This window comes from Sphingomonas montanisoli, from assembly GCF_008274695.1.
Classification (GTDB): Bacteria; Pseudomonadota; Alphaproteobacteria; order Sphingomonadales; family Sphingomonadaceae; genus Rhizorhabdus; species Rhizorhabdus montanisoli.
In genome coordinates this window covers 790,523-816,404 of sequence record NZ_VTOU01000001.1, presented here as the reverse complement: position 1 = coordinate 816,404, position 25,882 = coordinate 790,523, and the positions used below count along the sequence as shown (strand labels likewise).

The window sequence follows — 25,882 nt, the reverse complement described above, 5'->3', positions numbered from 1 at the left end:
CAAATCCGCCTTATTGCCAAGCCATTGGCTTCCCCCAATATGGAAGCCTGCGCGCGGATGCAGGCGTCGCCGAGGAACATCTAGTGAAGCTTTCGACCGCCAAGCCATCCTTCTGGTCCAAGGAGCATCATCTGGACCGGATGACGCTCAAGCAGCTCTGGATCGCCTATTTCCAATATCCGGCGATCATCGGCTATCTGCTGTCGGCTGCGATCGCGATCGGGCTTTTCTTCGTCTATCCGTCGGCGCCGCTGCCGACGCTGGCGGCGATCGGCATCTCGATCTTCGTCTATCCGCTGGTCTGGTACTGCCTGCACCGCTGGGTGCTGCACAGCCAGTGGATGTACAAGGTGCCGATGCTGGCCGCGACGTGGAAGCGGATCCATTACGATCATCATCAGGATCCGAACCGTCTGGAGATCCTGTTCGGCGCGCTGCACACCACGCTGCCGACGATCGCCATCGCGACCGCGCCGATCGGCTATGCGCTGGGCGGCACCGGCGCGGCGCTGGCGGCCTTCGCGACCGGCCTGATCACGACCTGCGTGTACGAATTCTTCCACTGCATCCAGCACCTGGCCTACAAGCCGAAGATGAAGATGATCGTCGATATGAAGGCGCGCCACATGGCGCACCATTTCCATGACGAGCGCGGTAATTTCGGCATCACCAATTATTTCTGGGATCGCCTGTTCGGCACCTATTACGAGAAGATCGAGAAGGCGAAGAAGTCCGAAACGGTCTTCAATCTGGGCTACACCCCCCAGGTCGCGGAGCGCTATCCATGGGTCGCGCAGCTTTCGGGCGGGGTCGCCACGGGTCATCCGAGCAGCCGCATCCAGCACTGATGCCGCTCCAGATTCGTCCCATCAGCAGCAAGGCGGACCGCAAGAGGTTCGTCGAGGTCGAGTTCACGCTGAATGCCGGCGATCCCAATTGGGTGCCGCCGCTGCGCATGGAGGCGCTCGAGCTCGTCACGCCGGGCAAGAACCCCTTCTACGAACATGCCGACCAGCAGCTCTATCTGGCCGAGCGTGACGGCAAGCTGGTTGGGCGCATCTCGGCGCATATCGATCGTCTGATCCTCACCATGTCCCCCGAACAGGGCGGCGGACCCGGCATCGGCCAATGGGGTATGCTGGAGGCGGAGAGCGAGGAGGTCGCCCACGCGCTGATCCGCGCCGCCGAGGATTGGCTGCGCGGCATGAACATGACCAGCGTCATGGCGCCGATCAGCAATTCGATGTGGGAGAAGCCCGGCCTGCTGGTCCAGGGGCACGATCATCCGCCGACGGTGGAGATGGGGCATAACAATCCGGCCTATCAGGGCTGGATCGAGGCGCTGGGCTATGGCGGGATCAAGGATCTGCTGGCCTATGACCTCGACATCGTCCGGGAATTTCCGCCGCTCGTGCAGCGGATCATCCAGTCGGGCGAGCGCAACGCGCGCATCCGCATCCGCCGGGTGGACAAGTCGAAGTTCGACGCCGAAGCCACGCTGATCCTTTCCATCCTGAACGAAGCATGGTCCGACAATTGGGGCTTCGTCCCGATCACGGCCAGCGAGATCGCGCATACCGGCAAGAAGCTGCGCCCGATCGTGTTCGAGGATCTGATCCGCGTCGCCGAAGTCGATGGCGAGCCGGTGGCGTTCATGATGACGTGGCCCGACCTGAACGAACTGACCCGCGACCTGAACGGGCGGCTGTTCCCGTTCAACTGGATCAAGCTGCTCCATCGGCTGCGCAAGCCGCAGGTGCGCACGATGCGCGTGCCGTTGATGGGCGTGGTCAAGAAGTTGCAGGCGACCCGCCTGGCGAGCCAGCTCGCCTTCATGATGATCGAATATATCCGGCGCGATGCGGTGGCGAAATTCGGCGCGTCGCGGGGCGAGATCAGCTGGGTGCTCGACGACAATCAGGGCATGCGATCGATCGCCGAGGCGATCGATGCGACGGTGAACAAGGTCTATCGGATCTACGCGAAGCCGCTCTGACGCTTCGTCCCAGTCACTGATTGCTTCGTCGCCTTCGGCTTCTCGCAATGACGAGGTGGAGAGAGGGTGTCAGCCCTTCTTCAACGCCGCCGCCAGGCTCGCCGTTGCGCTCCCGCGCTTGGCCGGCTTCGGCTGCGAGGCATCGGGCGACCAGCCCGTCATATAGACGATCTCGAACCGCTCGCGCAGGCGGCCGTCGGCCCCGGCATCGGCGGCGAATGTCTCGAACAAGGCCGTCAGCCAGGCGCGGGTGAGGGGGCGGCGGTCGCGGTTGGCCAGGATGTTGGTGGCGGCCATTCCGCGCAGATCGCCGATCAGGCGCAGCGGATCGCCATAGCCGACGTCGATCCGCTCCCCGTCCGCCACCTGCAGCGAAAAGCCCGCGCGCGACAGCAGGTCGCCCGCCGATCGGACGTCGATCTGCGGATGGATACGGGGCGACACGCTCTCGCCCACTGCCATATCGGCCGCGAGCGTTGCGGAGCGCAGCCATTCGAGCGTGCCCGCGCCCAGAAACGCACCAAGGAACAGCCCGTCAGGGCGCAGCGCGCGGCGGATCAGCGCGAGGGCGCCGGGAAGATCGTTCACCTGATCGAGCACGCCGACCGATATGACCAAGTCGAAGCTGCCGGCCGCGAAGGCGGGCTGGTCCTCGTCCGCCTGCGTGCCGTCGCTCCATGATGCGAAGCGCGCGCCGGCATCGGCCTGCACGATCGTCCGCCCGGGCGCGGCGAAGCGCAAAGCGACGCGGCCGTCATGGCTGCCGAGGATCAGGACGTCCTTGAACTCGCGCTGCACGGCGGACAGCCGCTCGGCAAGCTCATCGGCCATATGGTCGATCAGGAAGGCATGATCGGCGAAGATGCGTGCGGCGCGGTCACGGCGGAGGCGGCGGAGCGCGCGGTCGAAGATTTCGGGATTGTCCACGCGCGCGCTTGTGCGACGCGCGGGCGCAGGTGACAAGGTGCGCATGGGGGCTTTGGCGACAATCTGGCGCGCGGGCGATGCGGTGGTCCGCTACGCGCTGCCCCCGCGCTGCCCGGGATGCGGGGTCGTGACGCAGGACGATCACAGCTTCTGCCTCGCCTGCTGGTCGGCGCTCGATTTCCTCGACGGACCCGCCTGCGCGACGTGCGGGGAGCCGTTCGAACTCGCGGCCGGGCCCGGGGCGCTGTGCGGCGCCTGCCACGCCGATCCACCGCCGATATCGGGCATGCGGGCGGCGGTCGCCTATGGTGAGACGGCAAGGAAGCTGGCGCTGCGGCTCAAATATGCACGGCGGCCCGGTGTCGCCAAGACGATGGCGGCGCTGATGCGGCGGCATGTGCCGGCCGACGCGCTGCTCGTGCCGGTGCCGCTCCACCGCTGGCGGCTGTGGCGGCGCGGCTATAACCAGGCGGCGCTGATGGCGCGGGCGCTGGGGCGGATGTCGGGTGCGGAGGTGGCGGTCGATCTGCTCGAACGCCATCGCGCCACGCCGAGCCTGCGGGGACTTGGCCCCAAGCAGCGCCAGCGCACGGTGCAGGGCGCGTTCGCGATCCGGGCTGGGGCAGAGATAAAGGGCCGCCACGTCCTGCTGATCGACGACGTCTATACGACGGGCGCGACCGTCAACGCGTGCGCTCGCACGCTGAGGCGGGCAGGGGCCGGGACGGTCTCCGTCCTGTGCTGGGCGCGCGTGGTGCGCGATGCGGGGCCCGTGCGTTGACAATCCGACCCGCCGACCACAATTCGGCGGAAACGAAGGAACACACGATGGCCAAGGTCGAAATCTACACCAAGCAATATTGCCCCTATTGCTCGCGCGCCAAGGCGCTGCTGAGCCAGAAGGGTGTCGACTTCGAGGAATATGACATCAGCATGGGCGGCCCCAAGCGCGCCGAGATGCTGCAGCGGGCGAATGGCGGCTCCACTGTCCCGCAGATCTTCGTGAACGACCAGCATCTGGGCGGCTGCGACGACATCATGGCGCTCGATCGGCAGGGCAAGCTCGACCCGCTGCTCGCGGCCTGACCGTGAAGGCCGCCGTCCTCCAGATGCGGTCGGGCATCGATCCGGCGGCCAATGCGCGCACGATCGTCGATGCGATCGGCGAGGCGAAGGCCGGTGGTGCGGCGATGCTGTTCACGCCCGAAATGTCGGGCCTGCTCGATCGCGATCGCAAGCGCGCCGCCGCCCACCTGCATGTCGAAGGCGAGGACGAGGTGCTGGCGCAGGTGCGCGCGGCGGCGAAGACGGCAGGGATCTGGGTCCACATCGGCAGCCTCGCGCTCCGGAGCGGGGATGACACGCGGCTCGTCAATCGCGGTTTCGTGATCGACGACACGGGCGCGATCCGCGCGCGTTACGACAAGATCCACCTGTTCGACGTCGATCTGCCTACCGGCGAAAGCTGGCGCGAGAGCGCGGCCTATGTCCCGGGTGATCGATCGGTGCTGGCGCCGTCGCCGTGGGGCGAGCTTGGCCTGTCGATCTGCTACGACATGCGCTTCCCCGATCTGTACCGGGCGCTGAGCAATGCGGGCGCGAAGCTGCTTGCGGTGCCGGCGGCCTTCACGGTGCCGACCGGCAAGGCGCACTGGCACGTCCTGCTGCGCGCGCGTGCGATCGAGGCGGGGGCTTTCGTCATCGCTTCGGCGCAAGCCGGCTTGCATGAAGACGGACGCGAGACCTATGGCCATTCGCTGGTGGTCGATCCCTGGGGGGAGATACTGCTCGACATGGGGGACGAGATCGGCGTGGGCTACGCCGAAATCGACATGGCGAAGCTGGAGGACGTCCGCGCGCGAATGCCCGCGCTCGCGCATCGCCGGCCTATCGCCGCGGTGGAGAAGATGGCGTGATCGTTTTCGACCTGCAATGTGCGCAGGAGCATGTGTTCGAGATCTGGTTCGGATCGTCCGAGGATTATGAGGCGCAGAAGGCGCGTGGGCTCGTCGCCTGTCCCTATTGCGGTTCGGACAAGGTCGAAAAGGCGGTCATGGCCCCGCGCGTCGCGGCCAAGGGCAACCAGCGGCAGGAAACGATCCCCGCCAATGCGTCGGTACCGATGGCGGGCGGCGCAGTCGATCCGGCCGCGCACAAGGCGATGATGGTCGCGCTGTCGAAGATGCAGGCCAAGATGCTCGAAGGATCGGACAATGTCGGCGATCGCTTTGCCGACGAAGCCCGCGCGATGCACCTGGGCGAGACCGACGCCCGCCCGATTCATGGCCGCACATCGATCGACGAAGCGCGCGCGCTGGTCGAAGAAGGCGTGCCCGTCGCCCCGCTGCCATTGCCCGTGAGCGATCCGGGCAAGGTGAACTGACAGACTCCGGCTGACGGTCGCGATCGGCGCGCTGGGGAACAGGCACGCCGATCGCCCGGCCATTACAGTTTGATCCGCTCACGCGGATAAGCCGCAGGTTTAGCCTTGCTGAACCTGCCCCTATTTCACGGGCCGGAACCGCTGCTTGAACCCGGTCAGGTCGATCGTGAAATCGTCCTGCCTGTGGAACGCCTCGTCGGTCAGCTTCGGCTTCTCGGCCGCCTTGTACCAGGCGGCATAATCGGCCGTGTCGCTGCTCTGCTTCTTGTAGTGCGTCGAATAGGTGCGCACGCGGATGGTTGGCGTCGCCGCCGCCATGTCGAACGTCATGGTGCGCAGCCAGCCGTCACCGATGCCTTCGCCCATCTGCAGCTTGACGCCCGCGTCGATCGCGGTCTGGCGCCGGTCCTGATAATCGGCCAGCACCTGCCACACCTTGTGGCCCGCCGCATTGTCGTCGACGCGCATCGCCTGGCCATGTTCGTGGCCGCACAGGACCAGGAAGATCTGGTCGTGCTTGGCGATCAGCTTGTCCCAGACCATCTGGGGCGAGTTGTCCTGCGGATCGACGGCGGCATTGTCGATGATCGGGTTGGGGATGCGGCGGCCTTCATTGTCCATATAATCGTGGGTGGAAATAATGGTCGGCAGGCCCGGATGCTTGGCGATCACGCCTGCCGCCCATTCCAGCGAGGCGTTGGGCGCGTCGAACTGCAGCCCGATATGCAGGAAGCGATATCCGCCCGCGGTGAAGATCTGTGCGCTGTCCGCGCCGCCATCATGGCTGTCGACATACCAGTCCTTGCCCTTGAAGAAGGGCTTGTCCGCGCCGAACAGCGACCGGAAATTGTCGAGGCCGCCCGCGTGCAGCATGCCGATGTCCGCCGCGCTCTTGATCTGCGCGGCCGGCGGGTGGTTCGCGTCGGTCCACATCGCGTCATAATCGTGGTTGCCGGGAACGACCGAGAAGGGCGTCTTGCCGGCGATCATCGCATAGCCTTCGCGCGCGGTGGGGATTTCGACGGTCGTGACCTTGGTGGTCGGCGCGAAATGGCTGTCCATGATGGGATTGGCCGCGCGCTTGAAACCGCGCGCGACATGGTCGGCGTCCATCATCTTGGTCTGGTGCTGCCACACATCGCCCAGCGCGGTGACGAACGCGACGTCGCCGCCATTGGCGACCAGATTGCTCTCGATGAAGCGCATCTGATCGAGGAACATCTTGTTCGCGTCGAACTTGAAACCCTCGGCCGTCTGGTGCGTGTAATCGATGTAGTTCTGCGTGTCGGGGATCGCCACGATCGTGAAGCTCTGGTCCGCCGCGGCGACGGGGCTGACCCCGGCCAGAAGGGCCGCGAGCGATAAAAGACGAACGGAATTGCGCATGATGGTCTCCCTGTCAGTCGATCAGAATTTCACGCCGAATTCGGCGCGATAGTTGCGGCGAGTGCCGGCGATGAAGGTGGGGATGCCGAAATTGTCGCCCGTATTGCCCGCATCGACGATGAACTTCTTGTCGGTCAGGTTGTCGCCGACCAGCGCGAAGGTCCAGCGATCATCGGACGCGGTGAACGCCAGCCGCGCGCTGAGCAGGCCGAAACCCTTCTGGAACTCGTCCACCACCTTGTCCGAATAAGCGGCCGGGGTGCGCTGCTGCAGATCGAGCCGGTCATTATTGTCGTCGAAGAACATCTTCGACTGCCAGCTGTACATCGGCGCGAAGCTGACGCGACCGCCCTTCGCCTCGACGCCGAAATCGGCGCCGATCGCGAACTTGTGGTCCGGGCTGTTGCGGAAGCGGTTGCCCTTATAGGCCCCCGCCTTGAAGCGCGCATGGTTGTAGCCATAGCTGCCGAACAGCGTGGCGCCCCTGACGACCGTATAGCTCAACTGGCCCTCGAAGCCGGTCGCATCGGCCTTGCCCGCGTTGATCGTCGCCAGCGCGCCGTTGATCACGCCGAACGTCTGGAAGTTGCTGTAATCATAGTGATAGACCGACACGTCGCCGACCAGGCGGCCGCCCAGCAGGCGCACCTTGACGCCAGCCTCGGCCGACTTGAGCGTTTCGACCGGGATGATCGAGACGCGTGTGGGCGGCGAGACCTGGACGACTTCGGGCCGCTTGCCGATGCCGTAAACCGCGTAAAGGTTGAGCGCGGGCGTCGGCGCATAGCGCAGGCCCGCACGCCCGGTGACGGTGTTCGATCCGTTGCTGGCCCGGACGACGCTGCCGTTCGGCGTGGGTTGCAGCAGCAGGCCGCCGCCGGTCAGCCGGCTGGCGCCCAGCGGCAAAAGGCCCTGCGCGCTGGCTTTCTTGTCATCGAAGGTCATGCGCCCGCCCGCGAACAGCTCCAGCTTCGGCGCGATGTCGACCGTGACGTCGCCGAAGATGTCGTAGGTCTCGATCGTGGCGCCGGTGATCGCCTGATCCAGATGGAAGGGCTTCAGTGCGGCGGCGGCTGGCCCGAGCGCGGCGATGATCTGCGTGTTCGTCAGGCCGCGCGGGGCGAGGCGCTGGAGGTTGCCGCCGAGCAGCAGGGCCATTGCGCGTTCGTCATAGCCCAGGCTGAAGTCCATGCTGTTCTTCGCGCGGAAGGCGCTGACGCCGACGAAGCCGTTGACGGGACCGAGATCCTTGAGGTTGAGGCGGAGTTCCTCCGACCACTGATCGCTCTTGTTGCGCTGGACATAGCCGATGATGTTGGTGGGCGTGCCGTCATTGTCGCCCGACTGGATCGCGTCGGACCAGCGATAGCCGGTGATCGAGGTGAGGCTGAACCGGTCGCTGATCGTCCAGTCGGCGATGCCGCTGACGTTCACGATCTTGCGGTTGAAATAGGATGGCGGGAGCGTGCCGAAGCTGTTCAGGCGTGTCGGGGTCCAGAAGGCGAGATCACCTACAACGGCGCCGGTCGCCTGATCGAGTGGCAGGAAGGTGCGCGACTTGAACGGCACGCCGCCGGCAACATCATCACGATCGAACGAGGCGACCAGATTGAAGGTGAAGTCGTCGCCCGGTTCCCAGCGCGCGGCGAAGCGATAGGCCTGTGCGTCGACCGCGTTGTAGGAGCGGCGCTTGTCGATATCCTTGACGTATCCGTCGCGCTTGCGCGCCAGTGCGCCGGCGCGGATCGCGAATGTCTCGCTGACCGGCAGGTTCACCACGACCTGGCCGGAAACATAATCGTAATTGCCCAGGCCGCCCTTCGCTTCGAAGCCGAACGTGTCGGTGGGGCGCTTCTGGAAGATCGAGACGCCGCCGTTGAGCGCCGAGCGGCCGTGGAGCGTCGACTGCGGACCCTTTTCGACCTCGATCCGGTCGATATCGAACAATTCGCCATAAGCGGCGGTCGCCTGCGTCACCGGTACGCCATCCTGGAAGATCGCGACACGCTGTTCCGCCTGGGGCTGGAAGTCATTCGAGGTGATGCCGCGGATCGAAAAGCCCGGGGCGAACTTGTCCTGAAGCTGCACGACGAAACCCGGCGTGAGCGCCGCGACTTTCGAAAGCTCGGTCCCGCCGACGGTTTCGAGGAAGTTGCCGTCATAGGCGCTGATCGCCATCGGCACATCGGTGATGCGCTGTTCGCGCTTCTGCGCCGTGACGACGATGTCGCCGCCGAGGCCGGTGTCACTGGATTCTCCCGCCACATCTTCGGCATAAGCGGGAATCGAAGAAAGAATTAAGGCACTCGAAAAAAGAAGAATCTTGGCGACCACGGATAGCACTCCCTGTATTTACGAGGCGGGCGTGTATCGTTAATATATGACAAAATAACTGCGGGAGACGGACGTGCCGGAGGTTATGATCGAGGCGCAGCGACGCCGAGGGCGACCGCGCGATACCGACAAGGATGCGAGCATTCGCGACGCGACGTGGCAGTTGCTGGCGGAGCGGGGCTATGACGGCCTGACCTTCGAAGGGGTCGCCGAAATCGTGGGATGCAGCCGCGCGACGCTCTATCGGCGTTACGCGACGAAGGCCGAGCTTATCGCCGCGATTCTCGATTCGACGTCACGATCAGTCGAGCCCGATCTTCCGCCCGAGATGTCGCCGCGCGATGCGCTGATCGCGCATTCGCTGGCGGGCGCCATCTATCTGTCGGGCCACCGTGGTCCGGCTCTGATAAGCCTGGGGTTCGTCGCGGCCAAGATTCCCGAACTGGTCGCCGCCATAACCGGCCATGTCAGCCACGAACTCGAATATTATCGGTTGGAGTTGCGGAAACTCTTTCCGTCGGTCGCGCCCGAGGAGATCGATTTCGCCTGCTCCACGCTGCTCGGTGGAATCGTCTATCATGTCGCTCTGGCGCAGCAGGAACTACCCCGCCGCCGGATCGAGCAACTGGTGGATCAGGCGATCAGGATGCTGGAGGACGTCGCTTAGGCGAACAGCCGCGCATGTTCGTCGGTCTTGCCGCGCGCGAGGAGATCGGCCTGCTCGCGCCAGCGTTCCTCGGCGATTTCGCCGCGTTCCATGCCCAGACGGGCTTCAAGATCAGCCTCGTCGGCGGCACTGAGCGCGAGAATGTCCTTGTAGCGGTAGATGCCGAGATCGTTGAGCCGCTGCTCGCCGCCGCGGCCGATCCCGAAGATGAGCGACAGATCGTCCCGCTGGCCCGATGCTGCGGCCGCGATCGATCCGGCGGTTGCGGCGGTCACAGGTGCGACGGGCGCGGCGGTCGTGGTGCGATGGCGTTCGAGTTCGGCGATGCGGGCGTCCTGCGCGGCGCGTTCCTTTTCCAGGATCGCCAGCCGATCGGCCTGCGCCTGATGCGCGGCGAGGCGGTCCTCATAGGTCGCCTGCTGCTTCTCGAGCTCGATCCGCCGGTTGCGTTCGACGAGATATCCCGACTTCCACTTGCGCCCACCCGCCATCGTGAACAGGCCGAGCAGCCAGCCGAGGATCAGGACGAGGCCGATGATCGCCCACTGGTTGGTCGTGAAATCGAACATCCAAAACACCCTCAGTAGTTGTTGCAGCGCAACGAACAGGGGGCGTTATGAGTTCCCGCGTCTCGTTAGTGGAACATGTTGTCGCTGATCGAGCAGGCCGCCGGGCCGAGGATCACGATGAACAGAACCGGCAGGATGAACATGATCAGCGGCACGGTCATGATCGCGGGCAGGCGCGCGGCTTTCTCCTCGGCCTTCATCATGCGCTCATGCCGGAATTCGGCCGACAGCACGCGCAGCGCGGCGGCGAGGGGGGTGCCGTATTTCTCGGTCTGCACCATCGTCGTCACCACGCCGCGGATCGATTCGAGGTTCACGCGGCGCGCGAGATTTTCGAACGCCATGCGCCGATCGGTGAGGAAGCCCAATTCGATCGCGGTCAGCGCGAATTCGTCGCCCAGCTCGGGATAGGCCTTCGAAAGTTCGCGCGCGACGCGGTTGAACGCCATGTCGACGGTCAGGCCGGCTTCGGCGCAGATCACCATCAGGTCGAGCGCGTCGGGAAGCGCCTTGCGGATTTCCTTCTGCCGCTTGGTGATCAGGTTCTTCACATAGATGTCGGGCGCCTTGTAGCTGAGCACCAGCGAACCCGCGACGATCATGTACTTCTTGAAGGCCGATGCCTCCGGGAACCAGTGGAGCAGATAGACGCCGATCGCCGCGGTGCCGCCGATCAGGATCGGGGCGACCAGGCGGAAGAAGATGACGGTGATCGCCGCGTCCTTGGTGCGGATGCCCGCGCGCGACAGGTTGAGCGACGCGGCCTTGAGCTGCGTATCCTGCAGCATCTTCATCGAACCCAGGATCGCCTTCATCCGGTCGATCTTGGCGTTCTTCTGCTCCAGCTTGGCGCGGCGGCGCGTCTTGGAGGCGGCGACGCCGGCCTTGAGCTGTTCGCGGCGGTCGTTCAGCGCCTTCACGCGGCGCGTCATCGGATCGCGCGCGACGCTCTTCACCACCGAATGGCCCAGGATCAGGACGACGACGGCGGTCGCCAGCGCCATCCCGATCGATACGATCGTGTGGAAGAAAGCGGCATCGGGTGTGTGCGGAGGCATCGCGTCAGATCTCGAAATTGATCATTTCGCGCATGATGAACGCGCCGATGGACATCCAGATCAGGCCCACACCACCCGCGATCATCAGCCGCGTGTCGTGGAAGAAGCCGCCCATGTAATTCGGGCTGATGAAGCTGATCAGGCCGAAGACGACGAAGGGCAAGGCGCCGATGATATAGGCAGACGCCTTGGATTCGGACGACATCGCCGATATCTTGAGCTTCATCTGCATGCGCTTGCGCAGCACATCGGCCAGGTTGCTGAGCGTTTCGGCCAGATTGCCGCCGGTCTCGCGCTGGATGGCCAGCGTGATGACGAAGAACTGGAATTCGGCCGTGCCGATCCGGTCGGCGGTGTCCTGCAACGCGCCTTCCATCGTGCGACCGATCTTCATGCGATCGGCGACGGTGCGGAATTCCTCGCCCACAGGCCCTTCGATCTCGGCGCCGACCGCGCCGATCGTCTCCGAAATGGGCAGGCCCGCGCGCAGGCCACGCACGAGCAACTCGATCGCATCGGGAAAGCGGCTGACGAAACCGTTCAGCCGGCGCTTGACCAGCGAGGTCAGCACCATGCGCGGGATGACCAGCCCGGCGCACGCGCCGAGGATCAGCGCCATCAGGAACGGGAAGCCGTAAATCCACAGGCCCAGGAACGGCACGACGCCAACAGCGCCGGATACGATGTAGAACTGGTTCGGCGTCCAATCCTTGCCCGCCGCGTCGATGCGCAGGGCGAGGTCGGCGGGGCCGGGGACGAGGCGGGCGAACAGGGACCCCTGCCGCGCGGCGAGGGCGGCGCGGCTGGACAGGAGCTTCTTCACCTGATCGCTGACCGCGGCCTCGCTGGCGGTGGCGTGGCGCGACTTGATCGACGCGAGCCGCCGCGCCTTGGCGCGCGCCGACGCCGGCCGGGCGATCGCCCAGGCGACGAGCAGCATGCTCACCATCAGGAAGGTGAAGAGGAGGAGGAAGGTCACGCCTTTGGGTCCGCCGTCCGCCGTTACTTGCTGGCCTTGGAGGTCTTGGGCTTGGCCTTGAAGATCGTCACCAGCTCATCGAGCAGCGACGCCTTCTTGGTTTCCGCCGCGTCATCGTCGGTGACGAGTTCGAGCAGCTTCTTGGCGATCTGGCCGATGCCCTGGCCAAGCTTGGACGATTTGCCTGCGTCGGCGACCGACTTGCCGAGCTTGGCGGCGTTGACGACCTGCTTGTGGTCGAACGGCAGCAGGAAATCGACCGAACGCTCGATCGAGCTTTCGAAGTCCTTGCGGCTGATCTCCGTCAGGCTGGGCGCGACCTTGTTGGCGACGATCAGCACGCCGGCCTGCGGCGCGTTGGTCTTGAGCCAGGCGAGGATGCGGATCGTGTCGCGGGTGGCCGCGAGCGTGAGGTCCACCACCAGCACCACCGACTGGACGTCGTGGAACATGTGCGGGTGCTGGATCATCATGTGGCGGGGAATGTCGACGACGGTACATTCGAACGCCGCCTTCATCTCCTCCTGAAGCTGATAATATGCCTGCCCGTCGGTGACGATCGGCGCGCCGATCGGCGCTTCGGCCGACAGGACCGACAGCTTGTCGTTCGCCTTCACCAGCGCGCGTTCGAGGAACAGCCCGTCGATGCGCGCGGGGTTGTCGATCGCGTCGGTCAGGCCGCGGCCCGGCTCGAGATCGAGCGAGAGCGCGCCGGTGCCGAAATGCACGTCGAGGTCGAGCAGAGCGGTCGAATGCCCGCCGGTATCGCCCATCAGCCACGCGAGCGAGCTGGCGATCGTCGACGCGCCGACGCCGCCGCGCACGCCGATGACCGCGGTCATCAGGTGGATTCGGATATCGCCTGCATCGCCGTGGCGCGGGCCCATCAGCATCATCTGCGCATTGGCGAAGCTGTCACGCACCTGATCGGCGGTGAACGGCTTGAGCAGATAATCCTGGATGCCGCTGTTCAGCAGCTCGCGATACATGCGGACGTCGTTGATCGCGCCGCACGCGATCACGGCGGTTCCGGGTTCGCAGACCTCGGCCAGCGCGTTGATATCGCTCAGCGGATCGGCACAATCGGACAGGTCGACGAACAGGATCGTCGGGCTCGCCGAAACCGACAGCGACTGGATCGCCGCGCGGATGCCGCCCTTGGCGACCGATTCCGGCGGCCAGCCGAGTTCGAACACCAGCGGCTTGAGCAGTTCGGCCGACAGATCGTCGCAGACATACGCCGCGAACGGGTGCCGAGTCGCCGCTGCGCTGGGATTGAAGGGCGCGTTCATCAATTGCCTCCCTTCGTGGATTCGCGCTTGAGACCCTGCTTCGACGTCGGCTCGGTCGTGCGCCAGGCGCGGATCGATCGGGTCGCGATCTCGGCATTGTCGGCGCCGGGGGCTTCGGCGCCGCGCACCAGATCTTCCGGGTTCGCGATCATCGCGGCGAGCGCGCTGTTGGTCGCGCAGCCATAGTTGGACGATGTCGACGCGGTGAAGTTGGGCTGCGAAGGCTGGCTGTAATCGGGGCAGCCGGGGACGCTGGCGGTCGATCGGCTGACGACGATGCGCAGATAGCCGGCGGGCACCGCGCCCTCGGTCGCGGGCGCGCCGCGGCTCATGAGCAGGCCATAGCCGCCGACGATCGTCGCGATATCGGCCGCAGCACCGCTGCTGCCCGCCTGCGACGCATCGAGGCTGACACGATCGCCATAGCCCAGGTCGATCGCGCGGAACCACTGATCGACCTTGTCGGCCTGCGCGGAGGTGAGGCCGCTGGCGGGCACGTCGAGCACGTAATCGGAGCGCGAGACGACCGGCTGGTGGATCGAGTCCACCGTCCGGTTGAAGCGATCCGCCAGCGCGGGTGCGAGGGGCATCGCCAGCGCCATCAAAACTACAACCGCTCGTGTCGAGCGAAGTCGAGACACGTTCCGCGAGCCGACATCCCTCGACTTCGCTCGGGACGAACGGGGGGTGGGGAGGTGGGGCATGTCAGTCGCCTCAGTAGATCGAGAAGCCCGCATCGGGGATCGACGCGGTCTGGTTGGTGGATTTGGGCGCCGCCTTCGACACCGGACCCTGCGGGGCGGGGATGGTGCGCGCGGGCGCGGACTGCGGAACGGCGGGCCTGGCGCCGGGCTTGCCGCTGAAGATCTGGCCGGCGATGATCGCCTCCCCATCGGTCGGCGCGCGCATACCGTCGGTCGGCAGCGCGATCTGCGAGGCCGAGACGGGGCGCACCAGATAGGGCGTGACGATGACCATCAGCTCGGTCTCGTTGCGCTTGAACCCGGTGGAGCGGAACAGATTGCCCAGGATCGGCAGGTCGCCCAGGAACGGCGCCTTGTCGATCGTGTTGTTCTGCGTGTTCGACAGCAGGCCGCCGATCACGAAAGCCTGGCCCGAACCGAGTTCGACCGTCGTTTCCATCCGGCGCGTGGTGATGCCCGGAATCTCGATCGACCCGATCTTGACCGCGCCGGCCGACGACAGCTGCGACACTTCGGGGCGCACCCGCATCGAAATGCGGCCGCCCGAGAGCACCGTCGGCGTGAACGACAGGCTGACGCCGTACTGCTTGAACTCGACCGACACGGCGCCCAGGCCCTGCGACAGCGGGATCGGGATCTCGCCGCCCGCCAGGAAGCTGGCGGTCTCGCCCGACATCGCGGTCAGGTTCGGTTCGGCCAGCGTCGTCAGCTGCCCGTCATTTTCGGCAAGGTCGAGCGTGGCCAGTATGTCCATGCCCAGCATATGCTTGGCAAAGCCCAGCGTAGTCGCGGTCGTGGAGTAATTGGCGCTGTACGATGGGCTGCCAGGGGGACCCGTGATCGTGCCGGCATCGCCGCGGCCTACGCCGAACAGAAAGCCGCTAGAGGTGTCGCGTGTCAGCAGGTTGACGCCGATAGACTTTGCGAAGGCGCGATTCACCTCGGCGATCCGGACGCGCAGCTGGACCTGCATCGGGGTGGCCGATTTGATGCGGTTCACCACCTGCACGCCGCCGGCCTGATCGCCATCCTTCCCGCTGTTGCCGACGAACTTTTCGACCAGCTTCTCCGCTTCCTCGACATCCGACGGGGATGCGACGGTGCCGGTGAGCAGGACGATGCCGTTCATCGTCGTCGCCTTGATGTCCGCTTCGGGCATGGCGAGCTTCAGCATCGTTTCGACGTTGGTGATGTTCCGGTCGACGCGCACCGTGGACGACCAGACGACCTTGCCGGCCGCGTCGGTCGCATAGACAACGGTCGATCCGCCGCCCTTGCCGAAGACATAGAGCTGGCTGCGCGAGCGCGCCTGCACGTCGGCGACGGCGGGATCGGCGATGAACAGATCGCTCATCGCCGCGGGCAGCTGCACCAGCTGGCCCTGGCCGATCGACAGCGTCATCACGTCGGTCGGCTTGGCCGTCAGCGCGTGGCGGGTGACGCCGCTCGACGGGATCGCGGCCGACGCGCCGTTGACGGGCGCGAGCGCGAGACCGAGCAGGATCGCGCCGGCGATCATCGGGGTGATCAGGGGCGAGGTGTTACGCATACGCATCTCAATTCTCTCCCGCCGCCGTGGCCGAGCCGCGGCGGATGGTGACGATCGGCTTGGGCGCGCCGCCCATGGGCATCGCGGTGCCGCCGGCGACTTTCGCGGGCACCGAGCTGCGCTGGAAGCGTGAGACGTCGGCACCGACGGTGTAGGTCGGATCGGTGTCGCTGGGCGTCGACGAAAGCTGGAGCAGCAGCTGGCGTTCGGCGCGGGCATCGGACGGCGCGTTGACCTGGCCGCTGGCGATCGCGTCCTCGAGCTGCGCCTTGTCGTCGGCGATCGAGCGGAGCGACAGCGAGAGCTGGCCCACGGTCTGTGCGACGGCGATCTTCTCGGCGATGCGCGGCGTCGCCTCCAGCGTGACGTTGCTATATTGCGCAACGACGGTCTTGCCGGCATCGTCGACGGTCTTGTCGGTCTTCTGATCGGTGGCGAGGACGCGGATGTTGCGGACGATGGTTTCGGCAGCCTTGAGCGGCGGACCGTCGCCGCCGCCGGGAATTTCCTGCGCCAGCAGCAGATCGACGCGATCGCCGGGGAACACGAAGCCCGCGACGCTCGACTGCGCCGACACCGCGACCGTCACGGCACGCATGCCGGGGCCGAGCGCGGCGGCCAGGAAGCCACGGTCGCCCGGCTTGACGAGCGAGCCCTGCGTGACCGGCTGACCGGCGGAAACGGGGACGCGGACGACCGTGCCCGTGAGCGAGGCGACGTCGGAGGCGCCCTTCACATAATAATTCTTGGCGTCGACCAGCTCGGCGGGCCAACGCTGATAGCGGACGCTTTCCGGGCCGATGATCGTGCCGACCGGCAGCGCGCGCGAGGCGACCAGCACCTCGGGCCCGGAGGGCGCGGGCGCCGCCGCCAGCGCCGAGGGCGCGGCGACCGCTTCGGGTTCGCCCCCGAACATGCCGCGTGCGAAGAAGGCGGATACCCCCGCCATCAACAGCGCCACGACCAGCAACAGCAACTTCCTAGCGTCCATCGTCGGAAAGCCTTGTACTTGGGCGCCACCGGGCACCCGATGTCGGGTTTATGCAGCCCGGATGGTTAACAACCCGTTTGCCATGACCCAGAAGCCGCCCAGCGCGATCGCGATGCCGTACGGCACCTCGGGCGGGGCTTCGTTGGGACGGAAACGGGCACGGATGGCGAGGAAGCCCGCGATCAGGCCGCCGGCCAGCGCAGTGACGAACAGCATCGGCAGCACCAGCGGCATCGGCAGCCACAAAGCAAAGGCGCCCATCATCTTCACGTCGCCCCCGCCCATGATCCGAAAGGCGAAGAGCAGCGCGAAAACGGCGAACAGGCCGAAGGCGAGCAGCACGCGCAGGCCGATGTCGGGCCAGATCGGATAGCCGCCGACGAACCACCACACGATCGCGACCAGCGCGATCGCAGCGTTCAGCTCGTTGCTGATGATCCGGCTGCGCAGGTCCGTCCACGCCGCGATCAGCAGCAGGACGGACAAAACAGCCGCGAAAATGTCGGATGCACCTGTAATCATGGTTAAGGAGAACTAGACGGGGGCGGTTACCAAACCGTAAGCGGGCCTTATGGACCTTAGTCTAACCCGCGCGGATATCCTGATCGTGGGCGCCGGGATTGCGGGCGCCAGCCTAGCGGCCGAAATAGGGGATGGCGCCCGCGTCATCCTGATCGAAGGCGAGGATCAGCCCGGCTATCACAGCACCGGGCGATCGGCGGCCTTCTGGTCCGAAACCTATGGCGGCCCCTCGATCCAGCCGCTGACGAGTGCGTCACTCGCGCCCTTGCGCGATGGCGGTTTCCTCAAGCCGCGCGGGTGCCTGCATGTCGCAGGGACCGACGCAGGGCGGGCGGCGCTCGATCGGCTCGCGGCGGAATTTGCCGGAACCGGCGTTGTCCTCGAACCGATCGACCGCGCTGGAATCGAACGCTGGGTGCCAGGGACGCGCGCGGATCGCGACACCGGGCTTTACGAGCCGAGCTGCGCCGACATCGACGTGGCCGCGCTTCATGCCGACTATCTGGGCAAGGCGCGGCGCACGGGCACGCAGATCGTGCGCTCGGCCCGATTGCTGGGCGCGGTGCACGCGGGGGACGGCTGGGTGGTCGAGACGACGGCGGGGCGCTTTGCCGCCGACATCCTCGTCAACGCCGCCGGTGCCTGGGCCGACGATGTCGCGAAGCTGGCGGGGGGCGCGCCGATCGGCATCCAGCCCTATCGTCGCACCGTGATCCAGCTCGCCGTCGATCCACCCGCGCCGGCTGATCTGCCGCTGGTAATGGACGCCGAGGAACTGTTCTACTTCAAGCCCGAGGCCGGCAAGCTCTGGCTCTCGCCGCATGACGAAACGCCATGCGACCCGTGCGACGCCGCGCCCGAGGAACTCGACGTCGCGATCGCGATCGACCGGATGGAGCATGCGGTCGACTGGCGCATCCTGAAGCGCGAACATGCCTGGGCGGGCCTGCGCAGTTTCTCCCCCGATCGCGCGCCGATCTATGGTTTCGACGTGCAGGTGCCCGGCTTCTTCTGGTGCGCGGGGCAGGGTGGCTTCGGCATCCAGACCGCGCCCGCCGCTGCCGCTCTCGCCGCCGCGCTGCTGCTGGGGCGGGGGGTGCCTGTGGGGCTCGATCCCGAACGCTACGCGCCGGGGCGGTTTCGCTCTTAACTCCCCTCCCTGCCAAGGGAGGGGAGGAAGTGTGATCCGTCACCCCGGAAAGCCCGACTTCGCGCTCCCGCCGCTGCTCTCACGCGCCATACCCACAGCCAAAGACTGAGGGGGTGCCGGGATGGCCGAGTTCGATCCGCACGATCCGCGCTTCGTGTCCGATGGCGTGCCGTTCGATGTGCTCGCGCGGATCCGCGCGGAGGAGCCGATCTACCGCACGCCCAAGGGCGCCTGGTATCTGTCGCGCTATGAGGACGTTGCCGCGGCGCTGACCGATGTCGATACGTTCCGCGCCGACCTCGGCCCGATCACCGGCATTCCGGCAGGTGTCGATGCGATCCCGCCCGAGCAGCATTATCTCAGCGAGATCGAGGAGCCGCGCCACAAGGCCATCCGGCGGCTGATCACCGCATCGATGTCCTCCGCGCGGCTGAAGGCGGTCGAGCCGGTGCTGCGCGAGGAGTGCGGCCGGCTGGTCGACGCGATGCTCGCAAAGCCTATCGCCAACCTGCACGACGATTATGCGATGGCGATCCCCGCCTTCGCGATGTCGCGGATCATGGACCTCGACGACGCAGCGGCGGAGGCGTTCATGCGCTGGTCCGAGGACGGCACGCTGATGCAGCGCCCCGCGACGCCCGGCGTGCCACCGGAGGGGCCGTCGAGCCACGTCTTCTTCTCCGCCTATCTCGTACACCAGCGGGCGTTGGAGCGGCCGTCGAACGACCTGATGGCGCTGCTGCTCGACGCGAAGATCGAGGGCGAGCCGCTCAGCGATGCCGAGATCGTCACCCAGCTTCACTTCATGATCCAGGCGGGGGTGCACACCACGCGATCCTTGCTCGCGCATCTCGTCAACCGGCTGGTGCAGGACGCCGATATCTGGGCGGCGCTCGCGGCCGATCGATCGCTGATCGCCAATTTCGTCGAGGAGTCGCTGCGCCGCGATTCGCCGGTCCAGCGAACGACGCGGCAGTGCACGCGCGATACGGTGTTCGGCGGGGTCGCGATCGGCAAGGGGGCGTGGGTCGAAATGGGGATCGGTTCCGCCAACCATGACGAAAGGCTGATCGAGGAGGGCGGCGCCTTCCGGCTCGATCGCCGCGAGCCGCGCAAGCATCTCGCCTTCGGCGCGGGTTCGCATGTCTGCCCCGGCGCGGGCCTTGCCCGGATGGAGGCGCAGATCGCGGTGGAGACCCTGATCGACCGGCTGGACCGGCTCGAAACGATCGAAGGCGAAACCTATCCGCCGCTGCCGGGAAGTCTGGGCCACCAGCCGATCCCGGCGCGACTGTTCGAACGAGAAGGATAAGCAGGATGCGCAGACTGGAAGGCAAGGTGGCGGTCGTGGCCGGCGGCGGCGGGATCGGCGGGGCGACCGCGCTGCGGCTGGCGGAAGAGGGCGCGTCGGTGATGATCGGCGACATCGACGCGGATTCGGCGCGTGCCACCGCCGAGGCTATCATCGCGGCGGGCGGGCAGGCGGCGTCGATGGCCTATGACGCGTCCGACGACGCCTCGATCGCCGGCCTCGTCGCGGCGACGGTGGAGGCTTTCGGGCGCCTCGATTTCATGCACGCCAATGCCGCCGACATGCGGGCGATCCTGGCCGACACGAACGCGCTCGACATCCCACTCGACATTTTTGACCGGACGATCGCGGTGAACCTGCGCGGCGCCCTGCTGTGCGCGCGCCACGCGCTGCCGCACCTGATCGCCAACAAGGGCGCCTATGTCGTCACCTCGTCGTCCGCCGCCCACATGGGCGAGCCGCAACGCGTGGCCTATGCGATGACCAAGTCGGGCGTGAACGCGCTGGTGCGCCATATCGCCAGCCGTTGGGGCAAGGACGGCGTCCGCGCCAACGCGATCTGCCCCGGCATGGTGATGACCGATTATCACCTCGCCCACATGCCCGCCGAGAATCAGGCCGCCATGCTCGCCGCCCACCGATCCCCCCGCCTGGGCCGCGTGGAGGACATCGCCGCGATGGTCGCGATGCTGTTCTCCAAGGATGGCGAATGGATCAACGGGCAGGTGATGGCAGTGGACGGCGGCGCGTCGCTGCGGCCGTAAACCGGCGCCTTCGCAAGACGCAAAAAAGCCCGCCAAGTCGCTGACCTGGCGGGCTTTTAATGGTGGGCGTGGCAAGGATTGAACTTGCGACCCCTGCGATGTCAACACAGTGCTCTACCACTGAGCTACACGCCCAACGCCGGCGTCTCTAGCGGGGTGATCCCCCCTGCGCAAGACCGAACGTAACATAATTTCAGAGGTCGGCGGCGGTGCCCACCTGGAACATGCGATCGACCTCGAGAACCAGGTCGCGCAGGTGGAACGGCTTGGACAAAACCTTGGCGTCGGGCGGGGTCTGGCCATTCTTGAGCGCGACCGCAGCGAAGCCGGTGATGAACATGACGCGCATCTCGGGCGCCAGCACGCTTGCGCGCTGGGCCAGTTCGATCCCGTCCATTTCGGGCATCACGATGTCGGTCAGCAGCAGATCGAAGCGCTGGCTCTCCAGAAGAGGCAGCGCCGCTGTGCCACGATCGACGGTCGTCACGGTGTAGCCAGTCTTTTCGAGCGCGCGCGAAAGATATTCGCGCATCGAATCGTCGTCCTCGGCCAGAAGAATTCGGATCGCCATGCTAGTCTGCCTGAAGCTCGCGCCAATGAAGCCGCCGTTGCGCTTATGCTGCAAGCTCTTAACAAAATCCATCGCACGCCGCAAAAGATGCGCGTCGGACAGTGTAACAGTGGAGTCGCATCGCGGACATGGACGTGCCGTTCTCGATCGAAGCGGGCGCGCCGGGGGGCAATCCGGTGGTGGTGGCAGTTCCGCATGCGGGGCGCATCTATACGCCCGCATTGCTGGCTGCAGCCCGGGTGAGCGAGGCCGTGCTGTCGGGGCTGGAGGACCGGCTGGCCGATCGGATCGCCGAAGGCGCCCGCGCGATGGGCGCGACCCTGATCGTCGCGCGGCTGGCGCGTGCGATGCTCGACCTCAATCGCGATCCGCGCGAGATCGACCCGGAGATGATCGCGGGGCCGATCACGATCGATCCGCTGCCCCCCACGCCCAAGCTGCGCGCGGGGCTGGGCCTGTTCCCACGCCGCCTGCCACATGCGGGCGAGCTATGGCGCGGGCGGTTGGCGGCGGACGAGGCGCTGGGCCGGATCGCGACGATCCATACGCCCTATCACCACGCGATCGCCGAGGCGCTGGGCGCGGCGCGCACGCAGTTCGGGGCGGCGCTGCTGCTCGATTGTCATTCGATGCCCGCGCTGCCGGCGAGTTACGGGCGCATGACCCCACGGATCGTGGTCGGCGATCTGCACGGTGCCGCCGCCGATATCGGTCTGATCGAGCTGGTGATGGAAACAATCGGGGAGACCGGCCTGCCGGCGATCCGCAACGCGCCTTATGCGGGCGGCCACGCGCTGCGCCGCCACGCCAACCCCCGCGGCGGCATCCACGCGATCCAGATCGAGTTCGATCGCACGCTCTATCTCGACGGTGCCGGCGCGATCATCCCGCAGGGACTGGCGGAGTGTCGCGCCTTGTTCGGGGAGATCACGGCGCGGTTGGCCGATCGTCTGCGCGACGCAGCGCTGCCGATGGCGGCCGAATAGCGGACAAGAAAAAACCACCTCGCGCGATGCGCGAGGTGGCCAAGGTTCAGGGAGGAGCGCATCCCAGAAGGATGCGCAGTGCGCCGCCGCGAAAGGGGGACACGGCACCGCACAACAACAAGATAGGTAGGGTCCATTACCTTTTCAAGGCATCTTCGGCGCTAGGGAATATTCCCTAGAATGCCATAAAAATGGCGCTAGTTCAGATGTTTGATCGTCACGCGGAAACGAGCCGCGAGAAATAAGGGCGGCGTATGCTGATAGCGATGTCAGTGGCGCTCACGACTCACATCGATCGTTTCGCTGCGGTAGCGATCGGGCGTTCCGCGCCTTCGACGATTTCCCGCGCGAGGGGGCTGGAAGCAAAAAAGCGATCCACTCCGCCTGGGAGTGGACCGCTTCTTCACGCTCGCAAGGGCGAGTCAGATGAGGCTTAGGAGGGCAGAACCAGCTCGGGCTGCGGAACCTTGCCCTGCTCCTGCTGCAGGCCGAACAGGGTCTGCATCAGCTGGAGCGAGAAGAGGTGGGCGTAGATCAGCGGCATCACGCCGGTCTGCACCAGCTTGCGCACCACATCGCCGCGCAGCTCGAGGACGCGCTCTTCCGAGACGATCTGGAAACCGCGATAGATGAAGGGCGCGCTGCCATCGGGCAGCTGGATCGTGGCTTCGCCGTCGATCAGCAGCTTGTTGTTGATCAGCTCGTTCATGAAGAAGCCCGACTGGGCGCCAGCCTGTTCGAACTTCTCGCAGAATTCCAGCGTGCCCTTGATGACGTCGGTGGGCTCGCCGTCGTTGAAGATCGCATCGCCTTCGTCGAACGCACCGAGCACGCCCGAGGTCGGATCGAAGCAGAGCGACAGCTCGTCCGAATCCGGGCGCAGGCGCGCCAGCAGGAACGGATAGCGACGGACATAGGCCGGGATGTACATTTCGCGCTGCGGCTGGCCGGTCTCGTCGACGAAGACGTTGACGCCTTCGTTCAGACCCATGAGCGCGAGCGGCACGGGATTGGCGCCGGCCGAGAAAACGATCGGGTGGAAACGCTGCGCCGAGATGAATTCCTCGACCGTCAGCGGTACCGCATGCGCCTGCGCGAAGAAGGTCGCCGAACCGATGTTGCGCGCCTTCCAGTCGGCATGATCCAGGCTCGAGAGCGGCTGAAGATCCTTGTAGAACAGCGGAAGGCCCTGGGCGGGTGCGCTCGCCATGACGTCACTTACTCCTGAAGATTCGGCCTAGAGATTCGGGCGGAGCCGCACCGGATGCACGCCCCCACGATCGGCAGAGCCTCTATGGCGTGGGCGCGCGCGAAGCAAGTGGGAGGAGCTTGCCCGGGTTCATCAGCCCCAGCGGATCGATGGCCTGTTTGATCGCGGTCATCGTGGCGAGCCGCACCGGATCGGCGAGGCGGACGAATTCGGCGAGCTTCGCCTGGCCAATGCCATGTTCGGCCGAAAGCGAGCCGCCGCGCGCGGCGACGCGATCGTGGACGAACGCGCTGACATCCGGGCCTTTTTCGGTCATCCACGCGCTTCGATCGGCCCCGGTGGGCGGCAGGATGTTGAAGTGGATGTTGCCATCGCCCAGATGGCCGAAGGCGATGATGCGGCAACCGGGGAAGGCGGCCTCGACAGCGCGCTCCTCCTCGATCAGGAAGGCGGGCATCGCGGTGACAGGAACGGCGATGTCGTGCTTGGCCGAAGCGCCGTCGATCCGCTCGGCCTCCGAAATCGATTCGCGCAAGGCCCAGAGCGCCTCGGCCTGCGCCTCGCTGGCGGCGATGGTCGCATCCTCGACCAGGCCATGGTCTATCGCGGCGCCCAGCGCGGTTTCGAGGAGCGCGGCGGGATCGGCGCCCCCCTCCGCGCCCGTTACTTCGATCAGCGCATTCCACGCGTGGCGGCCCTGAAGCGGCGCGCGGGTGCCGGGGATGTTGGCGAGGACCAGATCGAGCGCGCGGGCGGGGACCAGCTCGAAGCTTTCGACCGCCTCGCTCGTCACCTCCTCCAGCCGGCGGAGCAACGACAGCGCAGCCTGCGGATCGGGCAGGCCGACCCAGCCGACCGCGCGCGCCGCGGGCCGCGGCACGAGGCGAAGGCTGGCGGCGGTGACGATACCCAGCGTCCCCTCCGCCCCCGCGAGCAGCTGGCGCAGATCATAGCCGCGATTATCCTTCCGCAGCGTTTCGAGGCCGTGGAAGATCGAGCCATCGGGCAGCACCGCCTCGATCCCCAGCAGCAGGTTGCGCATCGTCCCGAAGCGCAACACCTGGGTGCCGCCGGCATTGGTCGACACGAGGCCGCCGATCGTGGCGGACCCCTTGGCGGCGAGCGAGAGGGGGAAGCGGCGGCCGATCGCGGTCGCGGCGTCGTGAAGGTTCGACAGGATCACGCCGGCCTCGGCGATCACGGCATTGTCGTCGGCGGAAATCGCGCGGATCCGGTTCATCCGGCGCAGCGACACGAGCAATGCGGAGCCGTCCGCCGGCGGTGTTGCGCCCGCAACCGTGCCGGTATTGCCGCCCTGGGGCACCAGCGGCACACGCGCCTCGGCCGCCTGCTTCACGATCGCGGCGACCTGATCAACGGAGGCGGGAGAGAGGAGGGCAGGGCTCGATCCCCGATAGCGGCCGCGCCAGTCGGTAAGCCACGGTTCGATGTCGGCGGGGTCGGTGGTGAAGCCCTGCGGCCCCAGCAGATCGGCCAGCCGGGCCAGCAGGTCGGAGGAGATTTCGGGCATATCCAAAACTTTATGCAGCTTTCCGGATTTTTGCCAGTTAATCCACGGTTCAACCAAGCTGCCGAAGGGACAGAGTGGCGGGGTAAAGGGTCGGGACGTTTGCGAATCGTGGGGACGACAGGGCTGGTGATGATCGCGGGCGCGATGATGGCGCCGGTGTCGGCTGCGCCTGTGCCCGCAGAGTTTGCGCAGGTCACGATCCAGCAGACCTTGATCATCAAGCGCCGTGTCGGCGCGCCCAAGCCGCTCAAGTGGAAAGAGAAGAAGGGGCCGAAATGCGTCGCCCTGTCGCAGATCGCGGGCGCCGCGGTCGTGACCGACGACGCGATCGACCTGGTGACGCGCGACGGCGATCGCTTGCGCGCGCGCTTCTCCTCGAACTGCCCTGCGCTCGATTATTATTCGGGCTTCTACATGAAGCCGACCCAGGACGGCCGCATCTGCTCCGATCGCGACGTCATCCGCACCCGCTCGGGCGCGCAGTGCGAGATCGAGCGCTTCCGGAAGCTCGTGCCGAAGGATTAGTGTCAACCGTCAATTGACACTTGACGGTTCTGACCGGCGACAAGGCCGGTCGCGGGGCAATGACGGTGACGCGCAACTGGCGGATGACGTTCGCATTGATCGACGAGCAAGCGATCGTCGATCTGGATCTGGAGGATTATCACTGATGGCCATGATCATGCATCCGTCTCTCGCGGTTCATGTGGGCGAATGGCTGCGCAGCGAGATCGTCGAGCCGCATGGAATCAAGATCGCGCCGCTGGCCCGCCACTTGGGCGTGAGTCGTCAGTCGGTGAGCGATCTGCTCCACGGCCATAACGGGATGTCGGCCGAAATGGCGCTGCGCTTCGAAAAGGCGTTCGGGGTAAAGGCCGATACGCTGCTGCGGATGCAGGCGAACTACGAACTGGCGCAAGCGCGAGCCAAGGAGGACCAGATTGCCGTGACGAGGATCGAACTGGTCGCGGCCTGAAGCGGAACGCGCGGTCCGCTCCACC

General features: G+C 66.1%; 28 protein-coding genes and 1 tRNA gene. 14 read left to right on the top strand and 15 right to left on the bottom strand.

Annotation, left to right across the window (positions count from 1 at the left end):
• Positions 1-140 precede the first annotated feature (140 nt).
• Positions 141-848, top strand: coding sequence for a sterol desaturase family protein (locus FYJ91_RS04155; protein WP_149521329.1), 708 nt, complete (start codon positions 141-143; stop codon positions 846-848).
• Entirely contained in the window at positions 848-1,996 is a 1,149-nt protein-coding gene (locus FYJ91_RS04150) for an N-acetyltransferase (RefSeq protein ID WP_149520985.1), read from the top strand. Before FYJ91_RS04155 ends, FYJ91_RS04150 begins: the two co-directional genes overlap by 1 nt.
• Before the next feature lie 69 nt (positions 1,997-2,065).
• Here the strand turns inward: FYJ91_RS04150 and FYJ91_RS04145 are convergent, their stop codons facing one another.
• Positions 2,066-2,923, bottom strand: coding sequence for a methyltransferase domain-containing protein (locus FYJ91_RS04145; protein ID WP_246152415.1), 858 nt, complete (start codon positions 2,921-2,923; stop codon positions 2,066-2,068).
• A 43-nt stretch (positions 2,924-2,966) separates the two neighbouring features.
• Between FYJ91_RS04145 and FYJ91_RS04140 the strand changes: the two genes are divergently transcribed.
• The 4 genes from FYJ91_RS04140 to FYJ91_RS04125 are packed head-to-tail and all read left to right on the top strand — an operon-like array spanning position 2,967 to position 5,306.
• A complete protein-coding gene (locus FYJ91_RS04140; protein ID WP_149520983.1) occupies positions 2,967-3,704 on the top strand; it encodes a ComF family protein in 738 nt (245 codons plus the stop codon).
• Between the two features lie 47 nt (positions 3,705-3,751).
• The gene (gene grxC, locus FYJ91_RS04135; RefSeq protein WP_149520982.1) at positions 3,752-4,009 is read left to right on the top strand and encodes a glutaredoxin 3; all 258 of its coding nucleotides are present in this window, start codon (positions 3,752-3,754) and stop codon (positions 4,007-4,009) included.
• Positions 4,010-4,011: 2 nt separating this feature from the next.
• Complete coding sequence (locus FYJ91_RS04130; RefSeq protein WP_149520981.1) at positions 4,012-4,839, top strand: carbon-nitrogen hydrolase family protein; 828 nt, start codon at positions 4,012-4,014, stop codon at positions 4,837-4,839.
• A complete protein-coding gene (locus FYJ91_RS04125; protein ID WP_149520980.1) occupies positions 4,836-5,306 on the top strand; it encodes a DUF1178 family protein in 471 nt (156 codons plus the stop codon). The genes FYJ91_RS04130 and FYJ91_RS04125 overlap by 4 nt, the downstream gene beginning before the upstream one ends.
• Before the next feature lie 120 nt (positions 5,307-5,426).
• On the opposite strand, the gene FYJ91_RS04120 is transcribed toward FYJ91_RS04125, so the two are convergent.
• Together FYJ91_RS04120 and FYJ91_RS04115 are read right to left on the bottom strand one after the other, a co-directional pair.
• Positions 5,427-6,692, bottom strand: a complete 1,266-nt coding sequence (locus FYJ91_RS04120) for a metallophosphoesterase (RefSeq protein WP_149520979.1) — start codon at positions 6,690-6,692, stop codon at positions 5,427-5,429.
• Positions 6,693-6,713: 21 nt separating this feature from the next.
• A complete protein-coding gene (locus FYJ91_RS04115) occupies positions 6,714-8,957 on the bottom strand; it encodes a TonB-dependent receptor (RefSeq protein WP_246152414.1) in 2,244 nt (747 codons plus the stop codon).
• A gap of 142 nt (positions 8,958-9,099) precedes the next feature.
• On the opposite strand from FYJ91_RS04115, the gene FYJ91_RS04110 reads away from it, so the two are divergent.
• Entirely contained in the window at positions 9,100-9,693 is a 594-nt protein-coding gene (locus FYJ91_RS04110; protein ID WP_246152412.1) for a TetR/AcrR family transcriptional regulator, read from the top strand.
• Here the strand turns inward: FYJ91_RS04110 and FYJ91_RS04105 are convergent.
• From FYJ91_RS04105 to FYJ91_RS04070, 8 genes are all read right to left on the bottom strand, one after another.
• Entirely contained in the window at positions 9,690-10,262 is a 573-nt protein-coding gene (locus tag FYJ91_RS04105; protein WP_149520977.1) for a hypothetical protein, read from the bottom strand. The two genes, FYJ91_RS04110 and FYJ91_RS04105, sit on opposite strands and share 4 nt — an antisense overlap.
• 65 nt (positions 10,263-10,327) lie before the next feature.
• The gene (locus FYJ91_RS04100; protein WP_149520976.1) at positions 10,328-11,320 is read right to left on the bottom strand and encodes a type II secretion system F family protein; all 993 of its coding nucleotides are present in this window, start codon (positions 11,318-11,320) and stop codon (positions 10,328-10,330) included.
• 4 nt (positions 11,321-11,324) lie between these two features.
• Positions 11,325-12,269, bottom strand: coding sequence for a type II secretion system F family protein (locus FYJ91_RS04095; protein ID WP_149521327.1), 945 nt, complete (start codon positions 12,267-12,269; stop codon positions 11,325-11,327).
• A 53-nt stretch (positions 12,270-12,322) separates the two neighbouring features.
• Complete coding sequence (locus tag FYJ91_RS04090; protein ID WP_149520975.1) at positions 12,323-13,591, bottom strand: pilus assembly protein CpaE; 1,269 nt, start codon at positions 13,589-13,591, stop codon at positions 12,323-12,325.
• Positions 13,591-14,181, bottom strand: coding sequence for a CpaD family pilus assembly protein (locus tag FYJ91_RS04085; RefSeq protein ID WP_246152411.1), 591 nt, complete (start codon positions 14,179-14,181; stop codon positions 13,591-13,593). Before FYJ91_RS04085 ends, FYJ91_RS04090 begins: the two co-directional genes overlap by 1 nt.
• A 124-nt stretch (positions 14,182-14,305) precedes the next feature.
• Positions 14,306-15,850: a type II and III secretion system protein family protein gene (locus FYJ91_RS04080; protein WP_246152409.1), complete on the bottom strand. Its 1,545-nt coding sequence runs from the start codon at positions 15,848-15,850 to the stop codon at positions 14,306-14,308.
• Between the two features lies 1 nt (position 15,851).
• Positions 15,852-16,835 (bottom strand): Flp pilus assembly protein CpaB, encoded by a 984-nt coding sequence (gene cpaB / locus FYJ91_RS04075; RefSeq protein WP_149520973.1) that lies wholly within the window; start codon positions 16,833-16,835, stop codon positions 15,852-15,854.
• A gap of 48 nt (positions 16,836-16,883) precedes the next feature.
• Positions 16,884-17,321, bottom strand: a complete 438-nt coding sequence (locus FYJ91_RS04070; protein ID WP_246152408.1) for an A24 family peptidase — start codon at positions 17,319-17,321, stop codon at positions 16,884-16,886.
• 85 nt (positions 17,322-17,406) lie between these two features.
• Here FYJ91_RS04070 and FYJ91_RS04065 point away from each other — a divergent pair, with 85 nt between their 5' ends.
• The 3 genes from FYJ91_RS04065 to FYJ91_RS04055 all read left to right on the top strand — a co-directional run bounded on the left by FYJ91_RS04065 (position 17,407) and on the right by FYJ91_RS04055 (position 20,583).
• Positions 17,407-18,507, top strand: a complete 1,101-nt coding sequence (locus FYJ91_RS04065) for an NAD(P)/FAD-dependent oxidoreductase (protein ID WP_149520971.1) — start codon at positions 17,407-17,409, stop codon at positions 18,505-18,507.
• Between the two features lie 121 nt (positions 18,508-18,628).
• Complete coding sequence (locus FYJ91_RS04060) at positions 18,629-19,819, top strand: cytochrome P450 (RefSeq protein WP_149520970.1); 1,191 nt, start codon at positions 18,629-18,631, stop codon at positions 19,817-19,819.
• A 5-nt stretch (positions 19,820-19,824) separates the two neighbouring features.
• The gene (locus FYJ91_RS04055) at positions 19,825-20,583 is read left to right on the top strand and encodes an SDR family NAD(P)-dependent oxidoreductase (RefSeq protein WP_181008334.1); all 759 of its coding nucleotides are present in this window, start codon (positions 19,825-19,827) and stop codon (positions 20,581-20,583) included.
• A gap of 60 nt (positions 20,584-20,643) precedes the next feature.
• Here FYJ91_RS04055 and FYJ91_RS04050 read toward each other — a convergent pair.
• A tRNA-Val gene (locus FYJ91_RS04050) sits at positions 20,644-20,718 on the bottom strand.
• A 58-nt stretch (positions 20,719-20,776) separates the two neighbouring features.
• Complete coding sequence (gene cpdR / locus FYJ91_RS04045) at positions 20,777-21,154, bottom strand: cell cycle two-component system response regulator CpdR (protein WP_149520968.1); 378 nt, start codon at positions 21,152-21,154, stop codon at positions 20,777-20,779.
• A 128-nt stretch (positions 21,155-21,282) separates the two neighbouring features.
• Between cpdR and FYJ91_RS04040 the strand changes: the two genes are divergently transcribed.
• The gene (locus FYJ91_RS04040) at positions 21,283-22,140 is read left to right on the top strand and encodes an N-formylglutamate amidohydrolase (RefSeq protein ID WP_149520967.1); all 858 of its coding nucleotides are present in this window, start codon (positions 21,283-21,285) and stop codon (positions 22,138-22,140) included.
• Between the two features lie 433 nt (positions 22,141-22,573).
• On the opposite strand, the gene FYJ91_RS04035 is transcribed toward FYJ91_RS04040, so the two are convergent.
• Together FYJ91_RS04035 and FYJ91_RS04030 are read right to left on the bottom strand one after the other, a co-directional pair.
• The gene (locus FYJ91_RS04035) at positions 22,574-23,350 is read right to left on the bottom strand and encodes a SapC family protein (RefSeq protein ID WP_149520966.1); all 777 of its coding nucleotides are present in this window, start codon (positions 23,348-23,350) and stop codon (positions 22,574-22,576) included.
• Between the two features lie 82 nt (positions 23,351-23,432).
• Positions 23,433-24,881 (bottom strand): FAD-binding oxidoreductase, encoded by a 1,449-nt coding sequence (locus FYJ91_RS04030; protein ID WP_149520965.1) that lies wholly within the window; start codon positions 24,879-24,881, stop codon positions 23,433-23,435.
• A gap of 108 nt (positions 24,882-24,989) precedes the next feature.
• Between FYJ91_RS04030 and FYJ91_RS04025 the strand changes: the two genes are divergently transcribed.
• Genes FYJ91_RS04025 through FYJ91_RS04015 form a run of 3 tightly spaced genes read left to right on the top strand, consistent with a single transcriptional unit; the run spans position 24,990 to position 25,857 of the window.
• On the top strand, positions 24,990-25,406 hold the full coding sequence (locus FYJ91_RS04025; protein WP_246152463.1) for a hypothetical protein: 417 nt from the start codon (positions 24,990-24,992) through the stop codon (positions 25,404-25,406).
• A gap of 20 nt (positions 25,407-25,426) precedes the next feature.
• The gene (locus FYJ91_RS04020) at positions 25,427-25,552 is read left to right on the top strand and encodes a hypothetical protein (RefSeq protein WP_342787986.1); all 126 of its coding nucleotides are present in this window, start codon (positions 25,427-25,429) and stop codon (positions 25,550-25,552) included.
• On the top strand, positions 25,552-25,857 hold the full coding sequence (locus tag FYJ91_RS04015) for a HigA family addiction module antitoxin (protein ID WP_181008333.1): 306 nt from the start codon (positions 25,552-25,554) through the stop codon (positions 25,855-25,857). Before FYJ91_RS04020 ends, FYJ91_RS04015 begins: the two co-directional genes overlap by 1 nt.
• Positions 25,858-25,882: the final 25 nt, after the last annotated feature.

What these genes read in the sequence shown, in the direction of transcription:
- FYJ91_RS04155 (WP_149521329.1), top strand. Translation starts at nt 141, where the DNA reads ATGACGCTCAAGCAGCTCTGGATCGCCTATTTCCAATATCCGGCGATC.
- FYJ91_RS04150 (WP_149520985.1), top strand. Translation starts at nt 848, where the DNA reads ATGCCGCTCCAGATTCGTCCCATCAGCAGCAAGGCGGACCGCAAGAGG.
- FYJ91_RS04140 (WP_149520983.1), top strand. Translation starts at nt 2,967, where the DNA reads ATGGGGGCTTTGGCGACAATCTGGCGCGCGGGCGATGCGGTGGTCCGC.
- grxC (WP_149520982.1), top strand. Translation starts at nt 3,752, where the DNA reads ATGGCCAAGGTCGAAATCTACACCAAGCAATATTGCCCCTATTGCTCG.
- FYJ91_RS04120 (WP_149520979.1), bottom strand. Translation starts at nt 6,692, where the DNA reads ATGCGCAATTCCGTTCGTCTTTTATCGCTCGCGGCCCTTCTGGCCGGG.
- FYJ91_RS04105 (WP_149520977.1), bottom strand. Translation starts at nt 10,262, where the DNA reads ATGTTCGATTTCACGACCAACCAGTGGGCGATCATCGGCCTCGTCCTG.
- FYJ91_RS04100 (WP_149520976.1), bottom strand. Translation starts at nt 11,320, where the DNA reads ATGCCTCCGCACACACCCGATGCCGCTTTCTTCCACACGATCGTATCG.
- FYJ91_RS04095 (WP_149521327.1), bottom strand. Translation starts at nt 12,269, where the DNA reads ATGGTGAGCATGCTGCTCGTCGCCTGGGCGATCGCCCGGCCGGCGTCG.
- FYJ91_RS04090 (WP_149520975.1), bottom strand. Translation starts at nt 13,591, where the DNA reads ATGAACGCGCCCTTCAATCCCAGCGCAGCGGCGACTCGGCACCCGTTC.
- FYJ91_RS04085 (WP_246152411.1), bottom strand. Translation starts at nt 14,181, where the DNA reads ATGCCCCTCGCACCCGCGCTGGCGGATCGCTTCAACCGGACGGTGGAC.
- FYJ91_RS04080 (WP_246152409.1), bottom strand. Translation starts at nt 15,850, where the DNA reads ATGCGTATGCGTAACACCTCGCCCCTGATCACCCCGATGATCGCCGGC.
- cpaB (WP_149520973.1), bottom strand. Translation starts at nt 16,835, where the DNA reads ATGGACGCTAGGAAGTTGCTGTTGCTGGTCGTGGCGCTGTTGATGGCG.
- FYJ91_RS04065 (WP_149520971.1), top strand. Translation starts at nt 17,407, where the DNA reads ATGGACCTTAGTCTAACCCGCGCGGATATCCTGATCGTGGGCGCCGGG.
- FYJ91_RS04060 (WP_149520970.1), top strand. Translation starts at nt 18,629, where the DNA reads ATGGCCGAGTTCGATCCGCACGATCCGCGCTTCGTGTCCGATGGCGTG.
- FYJ91_RS04055 (WP_181008334.1), top strand. Translation starts at nt 19,825, where the DNA reads ATGCGCAGACTGGAAGGCAAGGTGGCGGTCGTGGCCGGCGGCGGCGGG.
- cpdR (WP_149520968.1), bottom strand. Translation starts at nt 21,154, where the DNA reads ATGGCGATCCGAATTCTTCTGGCCGAGGACGACGATTCGATGCGCGAA.
- FYJ91_RS04040 (WP_149520967.1), top strand. Translation starts at nt 21,283, where the DNA reads ATGGACGTGCCGTTCTCGATCGAAGCGGGCGCGCCGGGGGGCAATCCG.
- FYJ91_RS04035 (WP_149520966.1), bottom strand. Translation starts at nt 23,350, where the DNA reads ATGGCGAGCGCACCCGCCCAGGGCCTTCCGCTGTTCTACAAGGATCTT.
- FYJ91_RS04030 (WP_149520965.1), bottom strand. Translation starts at nt 24,881, where the DNA reads ATGCCCGAAATCTCCTCCGACCTGCTGGCCCGGCTGGCCGATCTGCTG.
- FYJ91_RS04015 (WP_181008333.1), top strand. Translation starts at nt 25,552, where the DNA reads ATGGCCATGATCATGCATCCGTCTCTCGCGGTTCATGTGGGCGAATGG.